The organism is Tenacibaculum crassostreae, assembly GCF_964512405.1.
In the GTDB taxonomy this organism is placed as follows: Bacteria; Bacteroidota; Bacteroidia; order Flavobacteriales; family Flavobacteriaceae; genus Polaribacter; species Polaribacter crassostreae.
Window position 1 is genome coordinate 74,696 of sequence record NZ_CAZELE010000001.1, and the last position, 25,631, is coordinate 100,326.

A 25,631-nucleotide genomic window follows, 5' to 3' on the forward strand; every position below is an offset into this window, starting at 1 on the left:
TTTTAAAAGGCTAAAAAAATCGTATTTTCGTTGTATGTCAACAGCACTTGAACTTCAAATACAAACATTACCGAATTCACCCGGAGTTTATCAATATTTTGATAAAGAAGACGTGATTATTTATGTAGGAAAAGCGAAGAATTTAAAAAAACGTGTTTCGTCGTATTTCACAAAGAATCATGAAAACGGAAAGACACGTGTTTTGGTAAAAAAAATTGTTCGTATTGAACATGTGGTAGTTGATACAGAAACAGATGCATTGCTTCTTGAAAACAACTTGATAAAGAAATATCAACCCAGATATAATGTGCTTTTAAAAGATGACAAATCCTACCCTTGGATTTGTATTAAAAAAGAACGTTTTCCGCGGATATTTTCTACACGAAGAGTGATAAAAGACGGTTCGGAATATTTTGGTCCGTATACCAATATGCGAACGGTGCATGCATTGCTAGACTTAATTAAAGAACTTTATCCGTTACGAACGTGTAATTATGATTTAAGTCAAGATAAAATTGATACCGATAAATACAAGGTTTGCTTAGAATATCATTTAGGAAATTGTAAAGGTCCTTGTGAAGGCTATCAAACCGAAGAAGATTATTTAGAAGATGTACGAGCAATTCGAAACATTATTAAAGGAAACTTTAAAGAAAGTTTACAACAATTTGAAAAAATAATGCTCGATTTTGCAGCCGATATGCGTTTTGAAGAAGCGCAAAAGATTAAAGAAAAGTTAGCTTCTTTGCAGAATTATCAAGCAAAATCTACCATTGTAAATCCGTCAATTAACAATGTAGATGTATTTTCTATTATTTCTGATGATTCGCATGGATATGCAAACTTTTTTAAGGTGATGAACGGTTCTATAGTACAATCGTACACTACAGAAATCAAGAAAAAGTTAGATGAGACAGATAAAGAGCTTTTAGAGTTGTTTATTGTTGAAACTCGACAACGTTTTAATTCACTTTCAAGAGAAATATTTGTTCCTTTTAAAGTAAATGTTGGAAAAGATATTAAGGTAACGATACCAAAACTAGGAGATAAAAAAAGAATTGTAGAATTGTCGGAACGTAATGCAAAATTCTATCGTCAAGAACAGTTCAAACAAATAAAAATTGTAGATCCTGATCGTCATGTAAAAAGAATCATGACACAAATGCAAAAAGATTTACGATTAAGTAAAGAACCCCGACATATAGAGTGTTTTGATAATTCTAATATTCAAGGAACAAATCCTGTAGCTGCTTGTGTAGTTTTTAAAGATGGAAAACCAAGTAAAAAAGAGTATCGACATTTTAATATAAAAACAGTTGAAGGTCCAGATGATTTTGCGTCGATGGAAGAGGTTGTTTATAGAAGATATAAACGATTGTTAGACGAAGAACAATCGTTACCTCAGTTAATTGTTATTGATGGTGGAAAAGGACAGCTATCTTCAGCTTTAAAAAGTTTAGACTCTTTAAACTTACGTGGAAAAATAGCTATTATAGGAATTGCAAAACGTTTAGAAGAGATTTATTATCCAGGAGATCCCGTTCCTTTATACTTAGATAAAAAATCAGAAACGCTTAAAATAATTCAGTATTTACGTAACGAAGCGCACCGTTTCGGAATTACTTTTCACCGAAATAAACGAAGTAAAAGTGCTATTCAATCAGAGTTAGAACAAATACCTGATATTGGAAAACAAACAATCACCAACTTATTGCGTAAATTTAAATCAGCAAAACGAGTTAAAAGTGCTAGTTTAGACGAATTAAAAGAAGTTGTAGGGAACGCTAGAGCCCAAAAAATATATCAATACTATCAAAAAAAAGAAGAATGAAAAAGTTGCTAGTTTTACTGTTGTTTCCAGTAATGTTGTTGGCGCAAAATCAACCTAAAGTTGGTTTAGTACTTAGTGGAGGTGGCGCTAAAGGGTTTGCTCATATTGGAATTTTAAAAGAATTAGAAAAAGCGGGAGTTCAAATAGATTATGTTGGTGGAACTAGTATGGGAGCTGTTGTTGGTGGTTTGTTTGCTTCTGGTTACGATGCTAAACAGATAGAAGAAATCATCTTGAATACAGATTTCATGAAGCTGTTACAAGATGTAATTCCAAGAAAGGAAAAACCTTTTTTTAATAAAGCTTACGGAGAAAAATACGCAATTTCTTTACCAATTAAAAAAGACGGACTGGGTCTTCCTCTTGGTTTATCCAAAGGACAAAATGTGTTGAATTTTTTAACAGAGTTGCTTGCCCCTGTAGATGAGGTGACCAATTTTTCAAAATTACCCATCCCTTTTTATTGTGTAGCTACAAATATTGAAACTGGTGAAGAAGTAGTTTTGCAAGAAGGTTCGCTTCCACTCGCTCTAAGGGCTAGTGCTGCGTTTCCTTCCTTATTAAATCCTGTTGAGATTGATGGTAAATTATTGGTCGATGGTGGTGTAGTTAACAACTTTCCTGTTGATGTGATGAAAGAAAAAGGAGTTGATATTATCATCGGTGTTAGTGTACAAGGAGAGCTGTTAAAAAGAGGAGAATTATCTTCTATTGCATCGTTATTATCACAGATAATTAACTTTCAGATGTATGAAAAATCTGATGAGCAAATAAAATTATTAAACATTTATATCCGCCCAAATATTGTTGATTACAGCGTTATTTCGTTTGATGAAAAAGATGAAATTTTGGTTGAAGGTGAAAAAACTGCTAAAACATTCAGAGGTGTTTTTGATAGTGTTGCAAAGATGCAACCAATAAAAAAGAAGTTTCCAAAAATCGATTTAAAAGAAAAGAAATTTATCGTAGACAGAATCGTTATTAAAGGAAACAAAAACTACACAAATAATTATATTTTAGGAAAGTTACAACTTCAAGTAGGCGATAGTGTTTCTTATAAAGAGGTTTCAAAAAAGATAAACACCTTAACAGCATCAAAAAACTTTAACAGAATAGATTATCTTTTTGAAAAATCTTTTGAAGGGAAAAAACTTGAATTAACGGTTAAAGAAGAAGAAGTTAAATCGTATTTACGATTTGGACTACACTACGATTTGTTGTATAAATCGGCAGTTCTACTAAATTATAATCATAAAAAATTACTTTTTCAAAATGACGAACTTTCTTTAGATGTTGGGGTTGGAGATAAAATAAGATACAATGTTGAATATTTTATTGATAACGGATTGTTACCTAGTTACGGTTTCAGAACAAGGTACAATACTTTTAATAGTGATTTTTTGCATGAGACAGGCTTAATTAATGGCAAGTACACAGATTTTACTACATCATTTTACCTACAAACAACTTTCAATAAAAAATTTGCTTTTGGTATTGGTGCAGAACACAAGAATATAAATGTTACTACACAAAATTTATCAGTTAACGGATCTGAAGATTTTTTTGATAGAAGTAATTACTTAAATACCTATTCATACCTAAAAATAGACACGTACGACAAAGAAATGTTTCCAACCAAAGGGTTTTATACAGATATAGGTTTTAAGTGGTTTTTATGGTCTGATAGAAATGAAAGATTGCAAACTATGGTAGAAAATAGCGCGCCGTTTCAACAATTTTCACAAATAGGAGGAGAAATAGGTTTTGCGACTAGTTTTTTTAAAGACAGGTTTACTTTTCAGTACACTTCAGAAGCAGGATATACATTAGGAAAAAAAGCATCTCAAATATTTGATTATCGATTGGGAGGTTACAATCAAAACTACATAAATAATTTTGTAGCTTTTTATGGATATGACACTGGGAATTTAAACAATCAATCCTTTTTAAAATCGGAATTTAACTTACGTTATCAGGTTATGAATAAACACTATGCGACTTTTATAGCTAACTATGCTCGTATTGAAGAAGATATTTTTAAAAGTGTTGATTTGTTTGAAAACACAAAATCAGGATATGCAGTTGGGTATAGTGTAGAAACCTTTTTAGGTCCCATTGAATTAAAATACACGTGGTCTCCAGACCATAACGAAAACTACTGGTTGTTCAATCTAGGTTTTTGGTTTTAAGCATAAAAAAATCCCGTATCAATTTGATACGGGATTTTTATTTCATAATAAGATTGCCTTACTTACTTTTTTTCTTCTTTTTGAAGTAAAATTTATATTGTAAGTATTGGTAAGCATCTCTAGGTAATATTTTAATCCACTTTTTGTGTTGCACAAACCATTTAAAACGGATAGAATTTACGCCTTTGGTTAAATAGGCTGCAATAAAAGGATGAACGTTTAACGTTATTTCCTTATAATTTTTTTCGCTATTTATAATGCGTTCTAATTCTGCTTCAATTTTGTCTAATAAAACAATAGGAGCTTCTACTTCTCCGTTTTTATTAGGGTTTGGTTCACGTGTTTTTATCTCTAATTCAGGTCGTACACGTTGTCTTGTAATTTGTACTAAACCAAATTTACTTGGAGGTAAAATTTTATGTTTAGTACGGTCTAAAGCCATCGCATCTTTTAAGTGTTGATATAATTTTTGTCTGTTTTCGGCAGACTTCATATCAATAAAGTCAACAACTATAATTCCGCCCATATCTCGTAACTGTAACTGACGAGCTATTTCACTAGCGGCAATTAAATTGACTTCTAAAGCTGTTTCTTCTTGATTTAAAGATTTGTTTGAGCGGTTACCACTATTTACATCAATTACGTGTAAAGCTTCGGTGTGCTCTATAACTAAATAAGCTCCTTTACTCATTGAAACAGTTTTACCAAACGATGTTTTAATTTGACGTTCGATACCAAATTTTTCAAAAATTGGTACTTCAGAATTATAAAGCTTTACAATGTTTTCCTTTTCAGGATATATTTCTTGTAAATACTCTTTAATTTCAACTTTTAACGTTTCATCGTTGGTTACAATACTTGTAAAAGAATCGTTCATTACATCTCTTAAAATTGAAGACGCTCTGTTTAATTCACTCAATATTTTTGTTGGAGTGTTGTTGTTTGCAATGCGTTTACACATTGTTTTCCAACGATCAAGTGAGTTTTGTAAATCTTTGTCAAGTTCTGCTACCTTTTTACCTTCGGCAACAGTACGTAAAATAAGTCCAAACCCTTTTGGTCTGATACTTTTTGCTAATTTTTTTAAACGTTCCTTTTCTTTCGGATCTGCGATTTTTTGCGATACCGATATACGGTTAGAAAAAGGAACTAATACTAAAAATCTACCTGCAATAGAAAGTTCCGAACTAATACGCGGACCTTTGGTAGATATTGGTTCTTTTACAATTTGTACTAATAAATTTTGACCTGATTTTAGTACATCATTAATACCTCCGTCTTTGTTGATGTCTTCTTCAAAGCGAAAGTTTTTTAAAGTGAATTCTTTGTAATTACCCGTGCTTACTTTCTTAATGAATTTGTTTAAAGATTGTACTTGTGGTCCTAAATCATGATAGTGTAAAAAACCATCTTTAGGATAACCAACATTTACAAAAGCGGCATTTAAACCAGTCATTACTTTTCCTATTTTGGCAAGAAAAATATCACCGACTGAAAAGTTATTGTCGCTTGTTTCTTTGTTTAACTCAATAAGTTTACCATCTCTTAGTAAGGCGAAATCAATATCAGAAGAATTGGAACGAATTATTAATTCTGTTTTCATTCTGAAGTTGGTTTTGTGCCATCGTAAAAAATACGAAGACGGATTAAAATTTGTAAACAGGTATAATTTTATACCATTTTAAGGTGTTAAAACCTTAATGTCAATGAACGTAGCTTATAAAAGCAACGAAAAAGTAAGCTACTGCTTACTTTTTCTTCTTATGACGATTTGCTCTCGCTCTTTTCTTTCTTTTGTGTGTAGAGATCTTAGCTCTCTTTCTTTTTTTACCACTTGGCATAGTTAAAATGTTTTGTAAAGCTTTGTAAACAAAGGCTTTTGGTTAATACTTTTTTAATTATTTTACGCTTACTTTAGTTTTTACACCTTCGGTAAATACTTTAGAAGGTTTAAAAGCAGGTATATTGTGTGCAGGAATTTTGATAGTTGTATTCTTAGAAATGTTTCTACCAGTTTTTTCTGCTCTAGTTTTAATAATAAAACTACCGAAACCTCTTAAATATACATTATCTCCGTTCTCTAATGCATCTTTTACTTCGTCCATAAACGCTTCAACAGTCGCTAAAACATCTGCTTTTTCAATTCCACTCTTATCTGAAATTTTAGATACGATATCTGCTTTTGTCATTATTATATATTTTTTGAAATTACTTTTTGAATTTTTGAGGGTGCAAATATATGATAATTAATCTATTCCGAAAATAATAAGAATAAAAATATCTAAATAAAATACACTAATTTTGCCGGCACAATTTACATAAATGATTTTTGCTAAACAATTAATTTACTGGTATTTACAAAATAAAAGAGAGCTTCCGTGGCGAAAAACTAAAGATCCGTATCGTGTTTGGCTAAGTGAAATTATGTTGCAACAAACCCGCGTAGCACAAGGGTTGCCGTATTTTTTAACCTTTACTGAGTCTTTTCCAACAGTTTTTGATTTAGCTAAGGCAGATGAAGTTGAAGTGTTAAAATTATGGCAAGGGTTAGGGTATTATTCACGTGCTAGAAATTTACATTTTACAGCTAAATATGTTGCGGAAGAATTAAACGGAGTTTTTCCTAAAAACTATAAAGAATTATTACAATTAAAAGGGGTGGGTGATTATACCGCGTCTGCAATTGCTTCTATTTGTTATGATGAGGCTGTGGCTGTGGTTGATGGTAATGTATACAGGGTGCTGTCTCGTTATTTTGGAATAGCAACACCAATTAATTCAACAAAAGGAATTAAAGAGTTTAAAGAGTTGGCGAACACTTTAATTGATGCCTCACAACCTGGAGTATATAATCAAGCAATTATGGATTTTGGCGCATTACATTGTAAACCTCAAAATCCACTTTGTGATGAATGTCCGCTATCAACAAGTTGTATTGCTTTGGCTACAAACAAAGTAAAAGAGCTACCAGTTAAGGAAAAGAAGATTAAAATTAAGAAGCGTTATTTTAATTATTTGGTTCCTGTTACTCCCGATAATAAAACGGTGTTAGAAGAACGCACAGGAAAAGGTATTTGGCAAGGGTTATATCAATTCCCGCTTGTAGAGTCAAAAAAAGAAGCTAATGAAAAAGAATTGGTAGAAACAGAGTTGTTTTCAAAACTATTTCCTGAAGAAACGACAGTTTCGCTTTTTAACAAAGAAACTATTGTACACAAGTTATCACATCAGCATTTGATAACTAAGTTTTGGGTAGTAAAAACTACAAAGATTAACGAATTAACAATGAGTTGGAAAACAGTTAAAGAACAACCTGTACCAGTGTTGATAGATAAGTTTTTAAAGGAATATTTAAACGAGGAATCCTAATTTTTGTATATTTGATTTTACACTAAATTATAATGCTATGGCAGGAACAATAAACAAGGTTATTTTGATAGGACATTTAGGAGATGAAGTTAAAATGCACTATTTTGAAGGAGGTAATTCAATAGGTCGTTTTCCGCTAGCAACGAACGAAACTTATACCAACCGACAAACAGGAGAAAAAGTAACCAATGTTGAGTGGCACAACATAGTTGTTCGTAATAAGTTGGCTGAAATTTGTGAAAAATATTTAACCAAAGGAGATCGTGTGTATTGTGAGGGACGTATAAAAACGCGTCAATACGAAGTAGATGGTCAAAAAAGATATGCTACCGAAATTCATGTACAAGACATGACGTTTTTATCTACGAAAAAAGACCCGAATAGCATGCCTGCAAATGAAGGCGCTACACAAGGAAATTATACACCGCCGAGTGTAAGTTCAGAAGAAGATGACGATTTACCATTTTAGTTTAATTAAATTTTAAAAGTTGGATCCAGAACCCGAACCTTTATTTTTATTATTGTCAAGTTTTGATTGGTTAACTACCGTTAACTGTTTGCTTATACTTCTTTTATTAATTTGTTCTGCCCTAATTTCAGGAACAGAAGTAGCCTTTTTTTCGCTTTCTCAAACAGAGTTAGACGAGTTGTCATCAAACTCTAAAGAAGAAAATACTGTTGTAAAGTTGTTGAATGATCCTAAAAAACTATTAGGAACCATTTTAATAACCAACAACTTCATCAATATTCTTATTGTATTACTATTTGCGAGTGTCGGCAAAGTATTGTTTGTTGGATTAAATTATGAGCTAAACTTCTATTTCTTTAATGTTTCAGTACTTTTTTTAATTGAAATTGTACTCATCACTTTTTTAATTTTGTTGTTTGGAGAGGTGTTGCCTAAAGTATATGCTAGTCGAAAATCATTACAGTTTGCTGAAATGATGGCAAAACCAATTCAGGTTTTAAACACACTGTTAACACCGTTAAGTTCACCGCTTATCAAACTAACAAGTAGTATTGAAAACAGGTTAGGAAACAAAAACAACAATCTTTCTGTGGAGCGATTATCTCAGGCGTTAGAGTTAACTTCTGATGATGCAACCACCAAAGAAGAACAGAAAATTTTAGAAGGAATTGTAAGTTTTGGTAACACCGAAACCGTGCAAATAATGAAACCTCGAACCGATGTTTGCGCTATTGCAGAGGATGCTAGTTATGAAGAGGTTTTAGAAATGATTTTAAAAAACGGGTATTCAAGAAATCCTGTGTATCGTGAAAATATGGATACCATTATCGGGGTGTTGTATGCTAAAGATTTGTTAGAGCATTTAAATAAGAAAGTTTTTAAATGGCAAAAGCTGATGAGAGAACCTTTTTTTGTGCCTGAAAACAAAAAATTAGATGACTTATTAGCTGAATTTCAAGAAAAGAAAAAGCACCTAGCAATTGTGGTTGATGAATATGGTGGAACAAGTGGGATTGTAACTCTTGAAGATGTTATTGAAGAAATTGTAGGTGATATTAATGATGAGTTTGACGATGAAGATTTAACCTATTCTAAGCTTGATGAAAATAATTATATTTTTGAAGGAAAAATAACCATAAAAGATTTTTGCCGAGTTTTAGATGATGAAGACGAAGATAAGTTTGAAGAAGCTAAAGGAGAAAGTGAAACCTTAGCCGGCTTTATTTTAGAGGTGTCTGGAAAGTTTCCTAAAAAAGGCGAAAAAATAAACTTCAGTAATTATACGTTTACTATTGAAGCCTTGGCTAAAAAACGTATAAAACAAGTAAAAGTTACCCGAAATGCGTAAATTCTTTTTGCTGATTTCAGCAATATTATTAATAAGTTGTGGTGAAGAAACCTTACCAAAACCTAAAGGATATTTAAGTTTAGAATATCCTGATAAAGTGTATAAAAAAGGCGTTTTTTCTAAACCATATACATTTGAAACACTACAGATAACCGAATCTAAAAACTTACCAAAAAACTGGATAAAAGTTGAATATCCAACGTTAAAAGCATCCGTTGACATTACCTACCGACCAATTGAAGGAAATTTAAGAGAACTGCTAATAGAATCTGAAAAGTTGGTGTTTGAGCACGCTATTAAAGCAGACCAAATTACAGCTCCTGTTGAGTATGCGAATCCAAATACAAAAGTTTACGGAAGTTTATATCAAATTCTTGGTAATGCTGCTTCACAAGTGCAATTTCACGCAACAGATAGCTCTAAACACTTTTTAAAAGGATCTCTGTTTTTTTATACAAAGCCGAATTACGATTCCATTTTACCAGCAGTTGAATATATAAAAGAAGATATGATTCATATGATGGAAACTTTGGAATGGAAAAATTAAACTATTAAGTTATCTTTTTTTCCTACTCTGTAACCATAAATAAAACTGCAACCCAAATAAAACAGCTCCTGATAATAAGTGTACAGCTTGTGTTCCTAAAGGAAATTCAGCGTAGTACATTAAAATACCTGTAATCGTTTCTAAAAAGATTAAGAAAACAATCCAGTTTACTAGTTTGTAACCTAAGTTTTTTAGTTGGTTCAAATAAAATAATCCAAGATTAACCAATACAATTGCAATAGTAAACGAACGGTGGATGTAGAATTTAATGTTTGGATCCATCAAACTGTATTGCTTGTTTTCAAATCCGTTTAACTTAACTTGTTCATCAATAAATTGTCGCACCTGTGTTCCTAAAGCAATTTGAATTAATGAAAACACTGCAGAAAGAATTACTAGTTTACTAAATAAAGAGTTGAATTGAAATGTTGCTTTTTTACGGTCGTTAACAATGTATAGCAACCATAAAAGTAATGCGACAATTATTAAACCAGCTACCATATGAATGGTTATAATGGTAGGTTTTAAGTTAGAATCTACCACGGTTTTTCCTAACCAAGCTTCAAACAACATTAAAAAGAAAGCCCCAAAAGAAAGGAGTGTGATTTGCTTGTTTTCTCTCCAAAACTTAAGAGAGATAAAAATTAAAAACAAAAACGGAATTCCAGCTAATGCAGAACTTAATCGGTTAATATATTCTGTCCAAGTATGGTATTTATTAAACTTTGCGTAGTTGTGTTTAGTGTATTTTTCCCAGTTGTTAGCGTTAAACGCTTCAGTAGTTTTTATATCATGACCCGCAACAAAAAGAGCTTCGTCTTTAACGATAATCATTCCTTCTTTATACTTGGTGTTAGGTTGCCAAGTAATTTGCTCTTCTGAAGTTGGCGGAATGTAATACCCAAAGCACTTTGGCCAATCAGGACATCCCATTCCAGAACCTGTCATACGTACAACAGACCCTGCTAAAAATATAATATATACAGAAATTAACGAGATTTTTACAATGAGAGGAAAGTGTTTTTTCATCGGATGAATAAATTTACGCAAAGATACGATAAAGCCATAAAAAAAGCCCCTCAATTGAGGAGCTTCATAATTTGTTTTATGAAAGATTATGCTTCTTTAGTTTCAGCACAACATTCTTTTTTACAGTCTTCTGCACACGCTTTTTTATCTTCAGCCTTGTCTTCACAACATTTCATTTTGCAATCTGCTTTGCATGCTGCTTTTTCAGCTTCAGTTTTAGTAGCACAACAAGCCATTTTACAATCTTCTTTACATGTTTTTGCGCTAACTTCTGAAGTTTTATACATGTTTTCAGCAATACCATCAACAAAAGCCATTAATTCAGCTTTGTTCGTTTTAGTAGCGTCGAATTTTACAGTAGCAATACTATCAGCAAAAATAACTTTAGCATCAACAACACCTTCTTTTTTTGATAAATCTGAAGCAATTTTTTTAGCACAACCAATTTCGCATGTCATACCTGAGATAGCAAAACTAGCTTCCTGTACATTTGCAGCCACTTCTTCGGTTTTTGTAGCGTCATCTTTTTTAGCTTCATTTTTACAAGAAACCATAGCAGTACTAACTAAAGCTACCACTAAAAATATTTTAAAAAATTTCATCATTTTTGTTTATTAGGTTATTCGGCAAATTTATCAATAAAAACAAAATACTGAATAAAAATAGACGATTTTTGTGGTCAAAGAAACTGAAAATGAATAGTCAACAACAAAAATGGTTGTATTTAATTGTGCTTTCACTAGTTTGGGGAAGCTCTTTTATTTTGATGAAAAAAGCATTGATAGGCTTAACACCTATACAGGTTGGAGCATTACGAATGCTTATAACTGCTGTTTTTTTACTGTTAATAGGATTTAATAGTTTAAAAAGAATAGAAAAAAGGCATTGGAAGTATGTTGCTTACACCGCAGCATTAGGGACTTTTTTTCCAGCTTTTTTATTTGCTTTTGCAATTAGCGGAATAGATAGTTCGATTTCGGCAATATTGAATTCATTAACGCCTTTTAATACTTTTATTTTTGGAGCTTTGGTATTTGGTTTTGCTTTTAAAAAGAAACAGCTCTGGGGGATTTTAATAGGGTTAGTCGGTACATTAATCCTTATTTTAAAAGGAGCAGAATTGAACCCTAATCAAAATTATTGGTATGCTGTTTTAGTGCTAATCGCCTCTATCGGATATGCGTTTAATGTGAATATGATTAAGAAGTATCTGTCGGATTTAGATGCATTAGCTATTACCACAGGTAATTTTTTATTGTTAATTATACCCGCTTTGTTAGTGTTGGCGTTTTCAGGTTTTTTCTCAACTTTTCAAATAACTTCTGAAACCACAACAGCATTAGGTTATATTACTGTTTTATCGGTTGTAGGAACAGGAATAGCTAAAGTGCTATTCAATAAAATGGTGCATATTTCATCACCTGTATTTGCAGCATCGGTAACCTATTTAATTCCGATTGTAGCTGTAATGTGGGGAATTGTTGATGGTGAACGTTTAAGTTTGGTTCAGTTATTGGCTGGAGGTTTAATTTTATTCGGAGTTTGGCTCGTAAATAAAGCAAAATAAAAAAGAGCCAAAACAAGTGTTTTGACTCTTTAAGTTAACTATTTAAGATTTCAATTTTTATTGAAAATCAGCATCAGAAACACCTTCGTTTACTTTAGCGTCTTTTAATATAAATTGTACTTTTTGTGAACCCATAGTTGCTGTTCTTTTTGAAGGAAACTTTACGCCACCAAAATCTTTATAATCACTAAAAAATGCTTCTTGGTTGTTAGTTCTTCCTCCCATGTTTATTGTTTTCACTTCTTTAACCTTTAACCCGCTATTAACATCATAGTAACTAGAAACTGAAACTATTTCACCTTTTTTAGAAACAACATAAACATCATTACCATCTAAAGACTCAATTCCTGTTAATTTAAAATCAGCGCTATTTAAGAAACCGAATTCTGGAAGTGTACCTAAAACTGAAGCCATTTCATTTGCCATTTTAGGAGGTAATGCTTGTCCGTTCATTTTTACAGCATTTTTATCCATTACAACCTTCATCATCACGTTTCCGTTCATCGCAGTTGTAGCAGAGAAATGAGTAGCGTTTCTTTTTTCGATAGTTTCAATTGGGGTTCCTTGCATTTCTGCACCGTAAACAATCATTGTTGTTTTTAAAGCTTTAAGCTTATCTGCGCCACCAATTGCATCGAAGTATTTGTTAATTACTGTTTCTTTTGTAACTCCTGCAGGAATTTCTTTTTTCATCGCTGGTTTATCGGTAGGGTTTCCGTCTTTATCAAAATAGTTGATTTTATAATCAGCTGTTTTTTCTAAATTGGTTAACACATCCATTCCTTTACCGGTAATTACAATACGAGCTTTATCTCCTCTAAAATATTTAATAGCTGCGTTTTGAACGTCATCTAAAGTAACAGCATTAATGTTTTTTAGATAGTTTTTGTAGTAATCTTCTGGTAAATCGTTTGTTAAAATATTTAACGCGTAAGAAGCTACTGTTTGAGGTTTTTCAACATTACGAACAAAGTTTCCGATGTATTTTGCTTTTGCAATATCTAACTCTTCTTGTGTAGCTTTTTGGAAACGGACTTTGTTAATTTCTTTCATAGCTTCTACCATAGCACTATCAGTAACCATATTTCTTACTGATGCTGATGCTTTGAAACGAGATGCATAACGACTAGAACCAATACCAGAATACGCTCCGTACGTATACCCTTTGTCTTCACGAAGGTTTTTGTACAATCTACCAGTACCACCACCACCAAGAATTTGGTTAGCTAACAAAGCAGCATAGTAGTCTTTGTCGTTCATTTTTAAATCTACTGCATTGATAATTGCTAATTCAGACTGAACAGCATTTGGCATATCAATAAAATTGATTTCAGTAGTTGAAGGGTTTTCAACTTTAGGTAATTGTTGTGCAACTAAATCTCCTTTTTTCCACTGGTTAAATAAACTCTCAACTTGAGGTTTTATTTCGTTTAACGTAACATCACCAATAATGATTAAATACGCATTGTTTGGCTTGTATGTTTTGTTGTAAAGATTCTTTACATCTTCTAAAGTTACATTCTTCAATGTAGCTTCAGAAGTAAATTCACCATAAGGGTGGTTTTTACCATAAGTTAAAGCGTTTTGAACTCTGTTTGCAATTGCAGCAACACTTTTCTCACTGTTTTTAATTCCATCTAGAGTTTGTTTCATTTGCTTGTCAAACTCTTCTTGAGTAAACACAGGGTTAAAAGCAGCATCAGCCATTAAACCTAACACTTTTGGAAAGTATTTTGATAAAGAGCTAGCTCTTGCACCTTCATCCCAAAAAGAGATGTTAGCACCTAAAAAGTCAACTTCCTCGTCAAATTTTGCCTTAGATGTGTTGGTAGACCCTGTTCCAAGCATACCGCTTAACATAGTTTCAACTCCTTTTTTATTACCGTAAGACATCGGAGGATTATCGATAGTTAAAGTAGCTGTTACTCTTGGTAATTTATGGTTTTCAACCACTAAAACTTGCAGTCCGTTAGGTAAAGAAAATTTCTTTGGAGTTCCTAAGTTAATTTTAGGAGCTGGACCTGGTTGAGGTTGTTTTGTTCTATCAATCTGCGCTGAAACAGTTAATGATAGAAATAATATGGTTACGATTGATAATATTTTCGCTTTCATTAAATTCAGTTTAGATGATTATTTCTTTTTTGGTAAATATTCGATAACAACACGACGGTTTTTAGCTAAGTATTTTTTAGCAACGTCTCTAATTTCTTCTTTGGTAATAGAATTGATGATTTCTAATTCTTTGTTAACCATGTTTGTATCTCCTACTAACATATAGTTGGTTGCCAAAGTACTTGCGATACCTTGTACGCTAGAGTTAGAGGCAACAAAGTTGTTTTCGAATTTATTACGAACTTTTTCTAAATCTCTGTCAGAAATTAATTCAGTTTGAAGCTTTTCAATTTCTTCATCCATTTCTTTAATTAAATCATCTAACGATGTTTTTCCTAAAGGGATTGCTCCGATATTGTAAACGCTATATTCTTCTAAGTTACGAGCAAAAGAAAATACTTGTAATGCTTTTTTCTTGTCATCAACTAATTTTTTGTATAAACGAGAGCTTTTCCCGTTGCTTAAAATTGTTGAGATTACATCTAACACTTTAGAATCTCTTTCTCTCATAGAAGGAGTTTTATGAGCTAATAAAATAGCTGGTAACTGAATGTTAGCATCGTATTCTTTTACTCTTTTTTCTTGCGTTCTTTCTGGTTCAACAATTTTATTTCTTGTTGGTAACGTTCTTGCAGGAATTGTCTCGAAATAATCTTTGATTAATTTTTTGGTGTTTTTAACATCGAAATCACCAGCAACTACTAATACAGCGTTGTTTGGCATGTACCATTTTTTGTAGAAATCTTGAAACTCAGTTAAGGTAGCTGCGTCTAAATCTTTAATGTAACCAATCATTGGTCTACCATAATTGTGCTTATCGAAAATATGGTTGTATACATCTCCGTATATAACTTTTCCGTAAGGGGCATTATCCATACGTTGGCGTTTTTCTTCTTTTACCACCTCGTTTTGAGTGTCTACCGCTTTTTGGTCGATAATTGGATGCAATAAACGCTCAGACTCCATCCATAAACCTAATTGTAAGTTGTTTGATGGAAATGTTTCGTAGTAATAGGTTCTGTCCCAGTTTGTATTTGCGTTTCCTGTTCCACCATTAGCTGCTTCAATTTTGTTCCACTCTCCACGACCGATGTTTTCAGTTCCGGTAAATAGTAAGTGCTCATAAAAATGCGCCATTCCTGTTTTTCCGTTTTCTTCATCTTTCGACCCTACGTGGTACATTACTCCAACAGTAACAACAGGAGCAGAATTGTCTTGATGCAAAATAATATGCATTCCATTGCTTAAATTGTACTCTTCAAATTCTACTTTCTGTGCATTAGCTGCAAAGCCTACTAACAGAGCAGAAGCTAGAGTGATAACTCTTTTTCTCATTGATTGAAATTTAATTTTTGAATTACTTTAACGTATGTGACGTGAAATTAGAGGTTTTGTTACATTTAAATAAAAATAAATTATGTTTTTTAGGGTTAAGAGAGTGATTTTTTGAATAATAGGTTGTTTGTTGGTGTAAAAAATGTATATTTGCACCCGCATTTTCAGTAAGAAAGTGTGTATTAAAGTATAAACGCAAAACAAATAGTATGTACGCAATCGTAGAGATAGCAGGGCAACAATTTAAAGTAGCAAAAGACCAAAAAGTATACGTACACCGTTTACAAGAGGCAGAAGGATCAAAAGTAACTTTTGATAAAGTAATGCTTGTTGAAGATAACGGAAACGTAACTATTGGCGCCCCAGCTATAGAAGGTGCAGGAGTAACTGCAAAAATTTTAGGTCACTTAAAAGGTGATAAAGTAATCGTTTTCAAAAAGAAAAGAAGAAAAGGTTACAAGAAGAAAAATGGACACAGACAGTATTTAACTGAGATCCAAATCGAAGGAATTGCTACTTCTGGAACTAAAAAGGCAGCAGCTAAAAAAGAAGCTCCTAAAGCAGAAGTAAAAGCTGAATCGAATGATGATTTAAGTTCTATGACTGTTGCAGAATTAAAAGCTTTAGCTAAAGAAAGAGGTATCTCAGGATACACTTCTTTAAAGAAAGCAGAATTAATTGAAGCATTAAGTAAATAATTAACTTTAAAAACTTACAAAGATGGCTCATAAGAAAGGTGTCGGTAGTTCGAAGAACGGTCGTGAATCAGAATCGAAACGATTAGGAGTAAAGATTTTTGGAGGACAAGCTGCAATTGCAGGTAACATTATTGTTCGTCAAAGAGGAACTCAACACAATCCAGGTGAAAACGTTTACATGGGTAAAGATCATACTTTACATGCTAAAGTTGATGGTGTTGTAAAATTCCAAAAGAAAAGAGATAATAAATCATATGTTTCTGTAACTCCATTCGAGGCTTAAGAAACTACCTGATTAGATAAGATAAGCTCAACTAGAAATAGTTGAGCTTTTTTGTTTTATAAAATTTTGTCAAAAAATATAAATCAAAAAAAACACCACTTAAAAAAGTGGTGCTTCTTAACTTAATATCATTATTGATTAATCCCCCAATTTATCAATATGATTCCCCTTGTGTATTACGAGACAAATATCAGGGTAAAAAAAGTGTTTTTAGGTTAGATATGTATAAATGGTCATTTTTTTTGTATAAATGGTAATTATATTATTATTATGAGGCTTTTTTAAGCAGTTTTTCGAGGTATAACAGGGATTTGCGATTTTATTTTTAAGATTTTATCTGTTACATTTGGAACAAAGAGAACTATATAAAATGTTAAAAGCTGTAATCGTAGACGACGAGCCAAAAGCTATACAAAGCCTCTCGTGGGAGTTATCAAACTTTGATGAAGATGTTGAAATAATTGAAACGTTCACTGAAGCAGAAATAGCAATTAACTATATTAATAAAACTGATATTGATTGCCTTTTCTTAGATATTGAGATGCCTACAATGGACGGTTTTCAGTTGTTAGAAAGATTAGAAAATAAAAACTTCGCTATAATTATAACAACGGCATATAATGAGTATGCGATTAAAGCGTTAAAAAACCAAGCGATTGATTACTTACTAAAGCCAATAGATTCTGACGATTTAGAACAAACCATAGGTAGAATAAAAGAACATCACAAAAAGAGTGATAGTAGTGAGAAGGTAGAAAAAATTCTATCGGAGTTTAATAAAAAATTCAATAGAAGAAAAATTACTATCAATACAGATGGGAAGTTGATTTTTCTTACTGAAGATGAAATTTTATTTGTTGAGTCAGATGGGAATTATTCAACTATTCACACATCAAACGGAAAAAAAATAGTTGTAACAAAAAAGTTAAAAGAAATTAATTCACTATTACCTGAAGATCATTTTTTTAGAATTCACAATTCATTTGTTATTAATTTAAATAAAATTAAAGAGTTCTTAAAGTCAGACGGATATGTAATTTTAGAAGACAATCATAAAATTCCTGTATCAAGACAAAGAAAATCTGATTTCTTAGAAAAATTTTAATTTAAATGAAACAGTTTATAATAATCCCTTTCTTGTTTTTTATATCGTTTTCTTGTTTTTCTCAAAGAGAACGATACAATATGGATAGTCTTATTGTTGAGGCGGTAAAACAAAAGCAGAATGATTATTACGAGCTAAACCGCTTTTTTAAACGAGCAAAATTTCAAAAAGAAGAAATAGATTTTTTTCTAAAGGAAAGTGAGAAAAATAAATATCCTTTAGGAGAAGTGTTTGCTTATAATTTGTTAGGAAGACATTATAGAAACAATTCTTTTTTTGAACAAGCAACAGAGTATTATTTAAAAGCCTTAGAAATCTCGAGAGAGATAAAAAACGTGAATGCTGAAATTGTAACACTAAATCAAGTAGGTGTTGTATATAGGCGTCAAGATAAGATTAGAAGCGCTTTAAACTACCATCAAATGGCTCTTGAGTTAGCTGATAAAGTTGAGTTTCCTGATGATGATACAAAAGTGAGTATTAGTATTTCAAACAATAGTATAGGAAACATTTATTTGACTTTAAAACAATATCAACTAGCTCTTGAAAAGTTTAAAAAATCAATCTTAATTCAAGAAAAGTTGGGAGATAAAAGAGGGTTGGCAATCAACCATCAAAACATAGGGTTTGCTTTCCAAAATCTAGGGGATATTGATGCAGCATTAGAACATTATCATAAATCTTTAGATTATAATATTGAGAATAATTCTGATTTCGGAAAAGTAATCTGTCATCAAAGTATTAGTGATGTTTTGCTGTTGCAAAGAAGATATGAAGAGGCTTATAAGTATATAAGTGAAGTAGTTTCAATTTCTGAAGAAATAGGAAATCAATATTATACTTCAGAAGTTTTCAGCACTCTTGGTTATGTGCAGCTAAAATTAGATAGTATTAAAATAGCTGAAGTAAACTTAGAAAAAGGTTTAGCAATAGCAACAAAGCACAAAATTCCTTCAGGAATAAACAAATCTAATCTGTATTTATCTGAATTATACGAAAAGAAACAATCGTATGAAGAAGCGTATAGCTACTATAAAAAAGCTATTGAAGGTGAACGAAAAACATTTAACGATAAAAACATATTGTATGTTAACACGTTAATTAGTAAGTACGATAACGAAGTAAGTGAAAACAAAATTAAAAACTTAGCTAAAGAGAATGAAATAGCTAAATTAAAACTATTAAGAAATAGAAACGTTTTAATTATAGCATTAGTTTCTATTGCGTTGTTAGGTGTGCTTTTATACTCTATGTATAGACAAAGATTGTTAAACAATGACAAGAAAATATTAAAGCTAGAACAAGAAGCGCTTAGAATTCAAATGAATCCGCATTTTGTCTTTAATGCGTTAAACTCAATTAAGTTATATGTAATTAACAACGAACAAAAAAATGCGGTACACTACCTTAATAAGTTCTCAAAACTAATTCGAAATATTTTAGAATCTTCTACAGTTAAAGAAGTTACTTTGAGTGAGGAGTTAAAAACCATGAATCTATATATGAGTATAGAAAACATCCGATTTTCTAATGAAATAAATTATATTGAAAAAGTAGATTCTAACGTAAATTCTGAAAGAATAAAAATTCCACCATTAATATTACAACCGTTTTTAGAAAACTCCATTTGGCATGGTTTGTCATCAAAAAAAGGAGATAAAGAAGTGATATTAACAGTAAAAAAGGAGTCGGATGAATTCATACAAATTGATATTACTGATAATGGAATTGGGCGTGATGCAGCCATGAAAATTAAGAATAGTAAATCGCTAAATCGAAAATCTATCGGAATATATTTAACCAAAGAACGATTACGAAATTTTGCTAATGAGTATAAAAATGATTACAGTTTGGTGTATACCGATTTGGTTGATGAAAAAGGAAAAGTAAAAGGAACGATGGTAACCTTAAAACTCCCAATACTTTAAAAATCAAATCGTAATTGAACCCAAACGGGTTCTTTTTTTTCGGTATTTAAATTACTAAAAGAAATACCTAATAAACGAACAGAGTTGTTTAGTGTTTCTTGATACAATAACTCCTTAACAATAGGATAAAATTCTTTTTTTAATTGCAGATAACGGTTTACAGTTTTACTTCTAGTTTGTTGCGTAAAATCGCTGTATTTAATTTTTAAAGTTACAGTTTTTCCTTTGGTGTTCGATTTTTTCATGCGACGTTCTAATTCATCAGCAATTTTTTCAAGACGTTCTAACATAAAAACTTCAGAGGATAGATTTTCACGAAAAGTAGTTTCGGCAGCAATCGATTTTCGAGTTCTATTGGGTTTTACTTCACTTTTATGAATTCCACGAACAATCTGATAATAATGACCACCAGATTTACCAAAAAGGTTGGAAAGTTCTTCTAAAGATTTTTGTTTTAAATCTAATCCTGTAAATATGCCTAAGTTGTGCATTTTAGCAGCGGTAACTTTACCTACTCCGTAAAATTTGTTTACGGGAAGTTGTTCTAAAAACTCTATAACTTCTTCTGGATTGATAGTTTTTTGCCCGTTAGGCTTATTAATATCAGAAGCTACCTTGGCAATAAATTTATTGATTGAAATTCCTGCGGATGCTCGTAATTCTAATTCTTCCCAAATTCGTTGACGAATTTCTTGAGCAATCATACTTGCAGACGGATTTCCTTTTTTGTTTTCGGTAACATCTAAATAGGCTTCATCTAGCGATAGAGGTTCTACTAAATCAGTATAATCGTAAAATATTTTTCTAATTTTAGAAGATATTTCTTTATAACGATCAAACCTAGGTGGAACAAAAACTAAGTGCGGACATTTTTGCTTTGCTAATACTCCACTCATAGCAGAACGAACTCCGAATTTTCGTGCTTCGTAACTAGCTGCAGAAACAACTCCTCGTACTTCATTACCACCAACAGCAACAGGTTTTCCTCTTAATTCAGGATCATCCAATTGCTCTACAGATGCATAAAAAGCATCCATATCTACATGAATAATTTTGCGAAAAGGAGGTTGTAATTTCATTGAAAGCTAAATAGAGTTTGATAAATTGGTTAATACATCTATCGTTTTTAAAGAATCTTTTTTAGCTACAAAAATATGATCATGATAAAAACCAGCAACTACATTACAGCTGATATTATGTTTAGCTAATTCAGAAGAAAAAGAAGCAGTTAAACCTACAGCGTCTAAGGAAGAATGGATTTTTAAGGTAATCCAACTTGCAATAAAATCATATTTCAAATTTAAACTATCAGCAAGCTCTTTTTTTAAAATGTAGGAGGTGCCTTCTTGCTCTTTAAAAATCCCTATAATTTGGTCGATGTTTATATCAATCAAAATAGCACTAGATACAAAAACATAATCACCTTCATTAAGATAAGGTTTCATTTCTTTAATAAGAACCGATAAGTTTTTTTCTCCTGACATGTAGGTTTTGTTTGATTATAAAATTACAGTTTTTTAGAATAAAAAAAGCTCTCAAATTTGAGAGCTTTAGTTTAGAGTTTTATGTAAAATTATACTTGTTTTACTTCAATAATATTTACAGGACACGCTTTTTTAGCTTCATTTGAAGCTTCAAAAATAGTATCGTCGTGCGATTTTATGGTAAAGAAACCTTTCTTTTCTGCGGAATGTAATAAAACAGATTTCCCGTCTTTTTTCGACATTTGAAATTGTGCCGGAGCTAACTCAACACAATAATTACACCCAATACATTTGTTTCTTTGTAAGGTAATTACAACCATTAGTTTTTAGCAAATTCGGTTTTTACAATTTTATATAATTTGTCTGAAGGACGAATTCTGAAATCTAACTTCATGGTAACTTCATCTCCTTTGGTAGCAGTTTGTGCTTCTTTATCGTTTACAAACATGCTTTTTAATTCCATTTCTTGTGCACCTGTAGTAGGTCCTGTAACTAAAATGGTATCACCCACAGCTAAATCATAAGCTTCAATTTTAAATTCGCCAATTTCAGCTTTAGGGAAATAATGCATTCCTTTTCCTAAATATACTTTCTTTTGAGTAGCATGCGAACCAGGTTCTTTACTCCACTCTCCTAATTTCTGACCTAAATAATATCCATTCCAGAAACCGCGATTGTATACTTTTTCTAACTCTTGCATCCAGCTAATTACCTTTTCTTTATCGTAAGTTCCGTTGTATAAACTGTCAATAGCATCACGATAGCACTTAATAACTTTGGCTACATATTCTGGTGCACGACCACGACCTTCAATCTTCAATACTTTAATTCCAGCATCTGCAACTTGGTCTAGGAAATCGATGGTACACAAATCTTTTGGAGACATAATGTACTCATTGTCTAGTTCCATTTCAAAACCAGACTCTTGATCAATTACCGTATACTTTTTACGACAATTTTGTTTGCAAGCTCCTCTGTTTGCAGATGAATTATGTGAGTGTAAACTCATGTAACACTTTCCAGAAACTGCCATACAAAGTGCTCCGTGACCAAAAATTTCAATTTCTAACAAACGACCAGAAGGTCCTTTGATTTCCTCTTTTTCAATTTGTTCGGTAATCTTTTTTACCTGACGTAAACTTAACTCTCTACTTAGTACCACAGTATCAGCAAACATGGCATAAAACTTAACCGTTTCGATGTTTGTAATATTAATTTGAGTAGAAATATGAACCTCCATCCCTTCTGCTCTAGCCATAGCAATTACTGCTTGATCCATGGCAATTACCGCAGTAATGTTTGCTTCTTTCGCTCTTTTGATTAAGGTTTTTACAATAGACAAATCATGGTCGTACACAATAGTGTTTAAGGTTAAATAGGTACGAACATTTTTTTCTGAACATCTGCGTGAGATTTCTTCTAAATCATCTAAAGTAAAGTTGATAGAAGCTCGAGCACGCATATTTAATTGTTCAACACCGAAATATATAGAATCACACCCATTATCTAAAGCTGCTTGTAACGATTCAAAATTACCAGCAGGAGCCATTAATTCAATCTTTTGCATTACTTCTTATATTTTAAAGCTTCTGAACGCCCCTTTTTAAATATTTTATTACTCGCGTGTTTTCCTTTACGCAATTCTTTTTGCTCTTCATATGATAAATGGATGATGTCTTGACATTCAGAAGAACAGGCGTTTTCCATTTGTTCAGCACATTCATCACATTGAATGAATAATAAGTGACAACCTTCGTTAGCACAGTTGGTATGAGTGTCGCAAGGTTTTCCACACTGATGACAGTTAGAAATTACATCTTCAGAAATACGTTCAGCACGTCTGTGATCAAACACAAAGTTTTTACCTAAAAATTTATTTTCAATACCTTCAGCTTTTACCTGACGAGTATATTCAATAATTCCTCCTTCTAACTGAAAAACATTTTTAAAACCTTTGTGTTTATAGTAGGCAGAAGCTTTTTCACAACGAATACCACCTGTACAATACATCAATAGGTTTTTATCTTCTTTATGGTCTTTTAAATCTTCTTCAATAATATCTAAGGAATCTCTAAATGTATCTACATCAGGAGTTATAGCACCATCAAAATGCCCAATTTCACTTTCGTAATGGTTACGCATATCTACACAAACCGTATTTGGATCAGCCAACATTTCGTTAAATTCTTTGGCAGATAAATGCACACCTTTATCAGTTACATCAAAAGTATCGTCGTTTAATCCGTCTGCTACAATCTTGTCACGAACTTTAACTTTTAATTTTAAGAATGATTTATTGTCGTGTTCAACAGCTACATTTAAACGGATATCTTTTAAGAAAGAAATACTGTCTAATTGTTTTTTTAAAGCATTGAAATTTTCAGCAGGAACAGAAATTTGAGCATTGATTCCTTCGTAAGAAACATAGGTTCTACCTAATACTTCTAGCTCATTCCATTCTAAGAATAATTTATTTCTAAATAAGGTTGGGTTTTCTATCTTATGGTACTGATAGAATGAAATAGTAATACGGTCTTTACCCGCTTCATCTATTAATTTAGCGCGTTCTTCTGCGCTTAACTTGTTGTACAGTTGCATGCTATACTTTTTTAAGTTAAACAAAATTATGTTATGATTTTTTAATAAAATCGCTGCAAATGTAAGGAAAATTTACTTTTTGTGTTTGAAATAACACATTTGATGTCAACTTGATAGGAATTAAACTTTTGTGTAAAAATTTAAGTAAAATAAGATACAACCAATTTGATTTTTTTAAACCTTTGTAAAGTTATTTGAAAATAGCATGATACGAAAGGCAGATATTAAAGACGCAACCGAAATTGCTGATATTTATAATTATTATGTAAAAAATGAAATAGCAACTTTTGAGGAGGTTCTTGTTTCAGTAGAATATTTTCAAAATAATATAGCAAGTGTTACAAAGCAATTTCCGTGGTTGGTTTTTGAAGAAGGAGGAAAAGTTTTAGGATATGCTTATGCGAATACATGGAAAACAAGAAGCGCGTACAATAAAAGTGTTGAGGTTTCGGTGTATTTAAAACACGGATTAAACCAACGAGGGATTGGAAGCCAACTATATAAAGAGTTGATAGCTATTTTAAAAAGGGAAGGTTTTCATGTGTTAATTGGCGGAATTTCATTACCAAACGAAGCAAGCGTACGATTGCATGAAAAGTTTGGGTTTGAAAAAGTAGCGCATTTTAAACAAATAGGATATAAATTTAATACTTGGGTTGATATTGGTTATTGGCAATTAACCCTAAACAAATAAAAATAAATAATAATGAAAGTAGCAGTTGTAGGAGCTACCGGTATGGTAGGTAACGTGATGTTACAAGTATTAGCAGAACGTAATTTTCCTGTAACAGAATTAATTCCTGTTGCATCAGAGCGTTCAGTAGGAAGTCAAATTGAGTATAAAGGAACAAATTACTCAGTAGTAGGTTTAGAAACCGCAGTTTCTATGAAACCTGATGTAGCATTATTTTCTGCAGGAGGAAGCACATCGTTAGAATGGGCTCCAAAATTTGCTGAGGTTGGTACAGCGGTAATTGATAATTCTTCGGCTTGGAGAATGGACCCAACCAAAAAATTAGTAGTCCCAGAAATTAACGCTTCTGAATTAACAGAGGAGGATAAAATTATTGCAAACCCTAATTGTTCTACCATTCAAATGGTAATGGCATTAGCGCCTTTGCATAGAAAATACGGAATTAAAAGGTTGGTGATTTCAACATATCAATCTATAACAGGTACGGGTGTTAAAGCAGTTCGTCAATTACAAGACGAAGCTAATGGTATTGATGGCGATAAGGCATATCCATATCAGATTCATAAAAATGCACTACCACATTGTGATGTTTTTGAGGAAGCGGGTTACACAAAAGAAGAATTAAAACTTGTTAGAGAAACGCATAAGATTTTAAGCGACCCAAGTATTGGTATTACAGCTACAGCAGTTCGTATTCCAGTTGTTGGGGGGCATTCAGAAACTGTAAATGTTGAGTTTGATAATCATTTTGAATTAGAAGATATTCGTACTATTCTTGCTAAAACAGACGGAGTTACTGTTCAAGACGATATTGAAAACAACGAATACCCAATGCCATTTTTTGCTGAAGGAAAAGACGACGTTTTTGTAGGTAGAATTCGTAGAGACTTATCGCAACCAAACACATTAAATATGTGGATTGTTTCTGATAACTTACGAAAAGGAGCTGCTACAAACACGATTCAAATAGCGGAATATTTAGTAGAAAACAATTTGATTAAAAGTTCAGTTGAAGTATAAAAATCAAGAAATATTAAATTTTTAA

24 protein-coding genes are annotated in these 25,631 nt (G+C 31.9%); 13 read left to right on the forward strand and 11 right to left on the reverse strand.

The annotated features are described in order from the left end of the window. Positions 1–34 precede the first annotated feature (34 nt). Together uvrC and ACKTST_RS00330 are read left to right on the forward strand one after the other, a co-directional pair. Entirely contained in the window at positions 35–1,831 is a 1,797-nt protein-coding gene (uvrC, locus tag ACKTST_RS00325) for an excinuclease ABC subunit UvrC (protein WP_408045802.1), read from the forward strand. Next, entirely contained in the window at positions 1,828–4,020 is a 2,193-nt protein-coding gene (locus ACKTST_RS00330) for a patatin-like phospholipase family protein (RefSeq protein ID WP_408045803.1), read from the forward strand. Before uvrC ends, ACKTST_RS00330 begins: the two co-directional genes overlap by 4 nt. Positions 4,021–4,078: 58 nt before the next feature. On the opposite strand, the gene ACKTST_RS00335 is transcribed toward ACKTST_RS00330, so the two are convergent. Beyond that, positions 4,079–5,623: an Rne/Rng family ribonuclease gene (locus tag ACKTST_RS00335; RefSeq protein WP_408045804.1), complete on the reverse strand. Its 1,545-nt coding sequence runs from the start codon at positions 5,621–5,623 to the stop codon at positions 4,079–4,081. A gap of 295 nt (positions 5,624–5,918) precedes the next feature. After that, positions 5,919–6,209, reverse strand: a complete 291-nt coding sequence (locus ACKTST_RS00340; protein WP_408045805.1) for an HU family DNA-binding protein — start codon at positions 6,207–6,209, stop codon at positions 5,919–5,921. A gap of 133 nt (positions 6,210–6,342) precedes the next feature. Here ACKTST_RS00340 and mutY point away from each other — a divergent pair, with 133 nt between their 5' ends. From mutY to gldD, 4 genes are read left to right on the forward strand one after another with little or no spacing between them, the layout of a single operon-like run. Then, positions 6,343–7,389, forward strand: coding sequence for an A/G-specific adenine glycosylase (gene mutY, locus ACKTST_RS00345; protein ID WP_408045806.1), 1,047 nt, complete (start codon positions 6,343–6,345; stop codon positions 7,387–7,389). 37 nt (positions 7,390–7,426) lie between these two features. After that, positions 7,427–7,858, forward strand: a complete 432-nt coding sequence (locus tag ACKTST_RS00350) for a single-stranded DNA-binding protein (RefSeq protein ID WP_408045807.1) — start codon at positions 7,427–7,429, stop codon at positions 7,856–7,858. A 19-nt stretch (positions 7,859–7,877) separates the two neighbouring features. Then, positions 7,878–9,206, forward strand: coding sequence for a gliding motility-associated protein GldE (locus ACKTST_RS00355; protein WP_408045808.1), 1,329 nt, complete (start codon positions 7,878–7,880; stop codon positions 9,204–9,206). Next, on the forward strand, positions 9,199–9,753 hold the full coding sequence (gene gldD / locus ACKTST_RS00360) for a gliding motility lipoprotein GldD (protein ID WP_408045809.1): 555 nt from the start codon (positions 9,199–9,201) through the stop codon (positions 9,751–9,753). The genes ACKTST_RS00355 and gldD overlap by 8 nt, the downstream gene beginning before the upstream one ends. Positions 9,754–9,762: 9 nt before the next feature. On the opposite strand, the gene ACKTST_RS00365 is transcribed toward gldD, so the two are convergent. Further along, positions 9,763–10,782, reverse strand: coding sequence for a COX15/CtaA family protein (locus tag ACKTST_RS00365; protein WP_408045810.1), 1,020 nt, complete (start codon positions 10,780–10,782; stop codon positions 9,763–9,765). A gap of 86 nt (positions 10,783–10,868) precedes the next feature. Then, positions 10,869–11,387 carry a cation transporter gene (locus ACKTST_RS00370; RefSeq protein ID WP_408045811.1) on the reverse strand — a complete coding sequence of 173 codons (519 nt, stop codon included), beginning with the start codon at positions 11,385–11,387 and terminating at the stop codon, positions 10,869–10,871. A gap of 89 nt (positions 11,388–11,476) precedes the next feature. Here ACKTST_RS00370 and ACKTST_RS00375 point away from each other — a divergent pair, with 89 nt between their 5' ends. Next, positions 11,477–12,349, forward strand: a complete 873-nt coding sequence (locus tag ACKTST_RS00375) for a DMT family transporter (RefSeq protein ID WP_408045812.1) — start codon at positions 11,477–11,479, stop codon at positions 12,347–12,349. A 57-nt stretch (positions 12,350–12,406) separates the two neighbouring features. On the opposite strand, the gene ACKTST_RS00380 is transcribed toward ACKTST_RS00375, so the two are convergent. Together ACKTST_RS00380 and ACKTST_RS00385 are read right to left on the reverse strand one after the other, a co-directional pair. Then, positions 12,407–14,461: a M16 family metallopeptidase gene (locus ACKTST_RS00380; protein WP_408045813.1), complete on the reverse strand. Its 2,055-nt coding sequence runs from the start codon at positions 14,459–14,461 to the stop codon at positions 12,407–12,409. An 18-nt stretch (positions 14,462–14,479) separates the two neighbouring features. Next, positions 14,480–15,796, reverse strand: coding sequence for a M16 family metallopeptidase (locus ACKTST_RS00385; RefSeq protein ID WP_408045814.1), 1,317 nt, complete (start codon positions 15,794–15,796; stop codon positions 14,480–14,482). 209 nt (positions 15,797–16,005) lie between these two features. On the opposite strand from ACKTST_RS00385, the gene rplU reads away from it, so the two are divergent. From rplU to ACKTST_RS00405, 4 genes are all read left to right on the forward strand, one after another. Then, on the forward strand, positions 16,006–16,494 hold the full coding sequence (gene rplU / locus ACKTST_RS00390; protein ID WP_408045815.1) for a 50S ribosomal protein L21: 489 nt from the start codon (positions 16,006–16,008) through the stop codon (positions 16,492–16,494). A gap of 22 nt (positions 16,495–16,516) precedes the next feature. Beyond that, positions 16,517–16,777: a 50S ribosomal protein L27 gene (rpmA, locus tag ACKTST_RS00395; RefSeq protein ID WP_028891690.1), complete on the forward strand. Its 261-nt coding sequence runs from the start codon at positions 16,517–16,519 to the stop codon at positions 16,775–16,777. A 370-nt stretch (positions 16,778–17,147) separates the two neighbouring features. After that, entirely contained in the window at positions 17,148–17,882 is a 735-nt protein-coding gene (locus ACKTST_RS00400; protein ID WP_408045816.1) for a LytR/AlgR family response regulator transcription factor, read from the forward strand. A gap of 80 nt (positions 17,883–17,962) precedes the next feature. Further along, positions 17,963–19,810 (forward strand): tetratricopeptide repeat-containing sensor histidine kinase, encoded by a 1,848-nt coding sequence (locus ACKTST_RS00405; protein WP_408045817.1) that lies wholly within the window; start codon positions 17,963–17,965, stop codon positions 19,808–19,810. Here the strand turns inward: ACKTST_RS00405 and dinB are convergent. The 5 genes from dinB to trhO all read right to left on the reverse strand — a co-directional run bounded on the left by dinB (position 19,807) and on the right by trhO (position 23,892). Then, positions 19,807–20,889 carry a DNA polymerase IV gene (gene dinB, locus ACKTST_RS00410; RefSeq protein WP_408045818.1) on the reverse strand — a complete coding sequence of 361 codons (1,083 nt, stop codon included), beginning with the start codon at positions 20,887–20,889 and terminating at the stop codon, positions 19,807–19,809. The genes ACKTST_RS00405 and dinB overlap by 4 nt on opposite strands. Before the next feature lie 6 nt (positions 20,890–20,895). After that, a complete protein-coding gene (locus tag ACKTST_RS00415) occupies positions 20,896–21,294 on the reverse strand; it encodes an ACT domain-containing protein (RefSeq protein ID WP_408045819.1) in 399 nt (132 codons plus the stop codon). Positions 21,295–21,383: 89 nt separating this feature from the next. After that, positions 21,384–21,614, reverse strand: coding sequence for a ferredoxin (locus ACKTST_RS00420; RefSeq protein WP_408045820.1), 231 nt, complete (start codon positions 21,612–21,614; stop codon positions 21,384–21,386). After that, positions 21,614–22,861 (reverse strand): peptidase U32 family protein, encoded by a 1,248-nt coding sequence (locus ACKTST_RS00425; RefSeq protein WP_408045821.1) that lies wholly within the window; start codon positions 22,859–22,861, stop codon positions 21,614–21,616. The genes ACKTST_RS00420 and ACKTST_RS00425 overlap by 1 nt, the downstream gene beginning before the upstream one ends. Beyond that, on the reverse strand, positions 22,861–23,892 hold the full coding sequence (gene trhO / locus ACKTST_RS00430) for an oxygen-dependent tRNA uridine(34) hydroxylase TrhO (RefSeq protein WP_408045822.1): 1,032 nt from the start codon (positions 23,890–23,892) through the stop codon (positions 22,861–22,863). Before trhO ends, ACKTST_RS00425 begins: the two co-directional genes overlap by 1 nt. Before the next feature lie 205 nt (positions 23,893–24,097). On the opposite strand from trhO, the gene ACKTST_RS00435 reads away from it, so the two are divergent. Beyond that, positions 24,098–24,586: a GNAT family N-acetyltransferase gene (locus ACKTST_RS00435; RefSeq protein ID WP_408045823.1), complete on the forward strand. Its 489-nt coding sequence runs from the start codon at positions 24,098–24,100 to the stop codon at positions 24,584–24,586. Between the two features lie 12 nt (positions 24,587–24,598). Next, positions 24,599–25,606, forward strand: a complete 1,008-nt coding sequence (locus ACKTST_RS00440) for an aspartate-semialdehyde dehydrogenase (RefSeq protein ID WP_408045824.1) — start codon at positions 24,599–24,601, stop codon at positions 25,604–25,606. Positions 25,607–25,631: the final 25 nt, after the last annotated feature.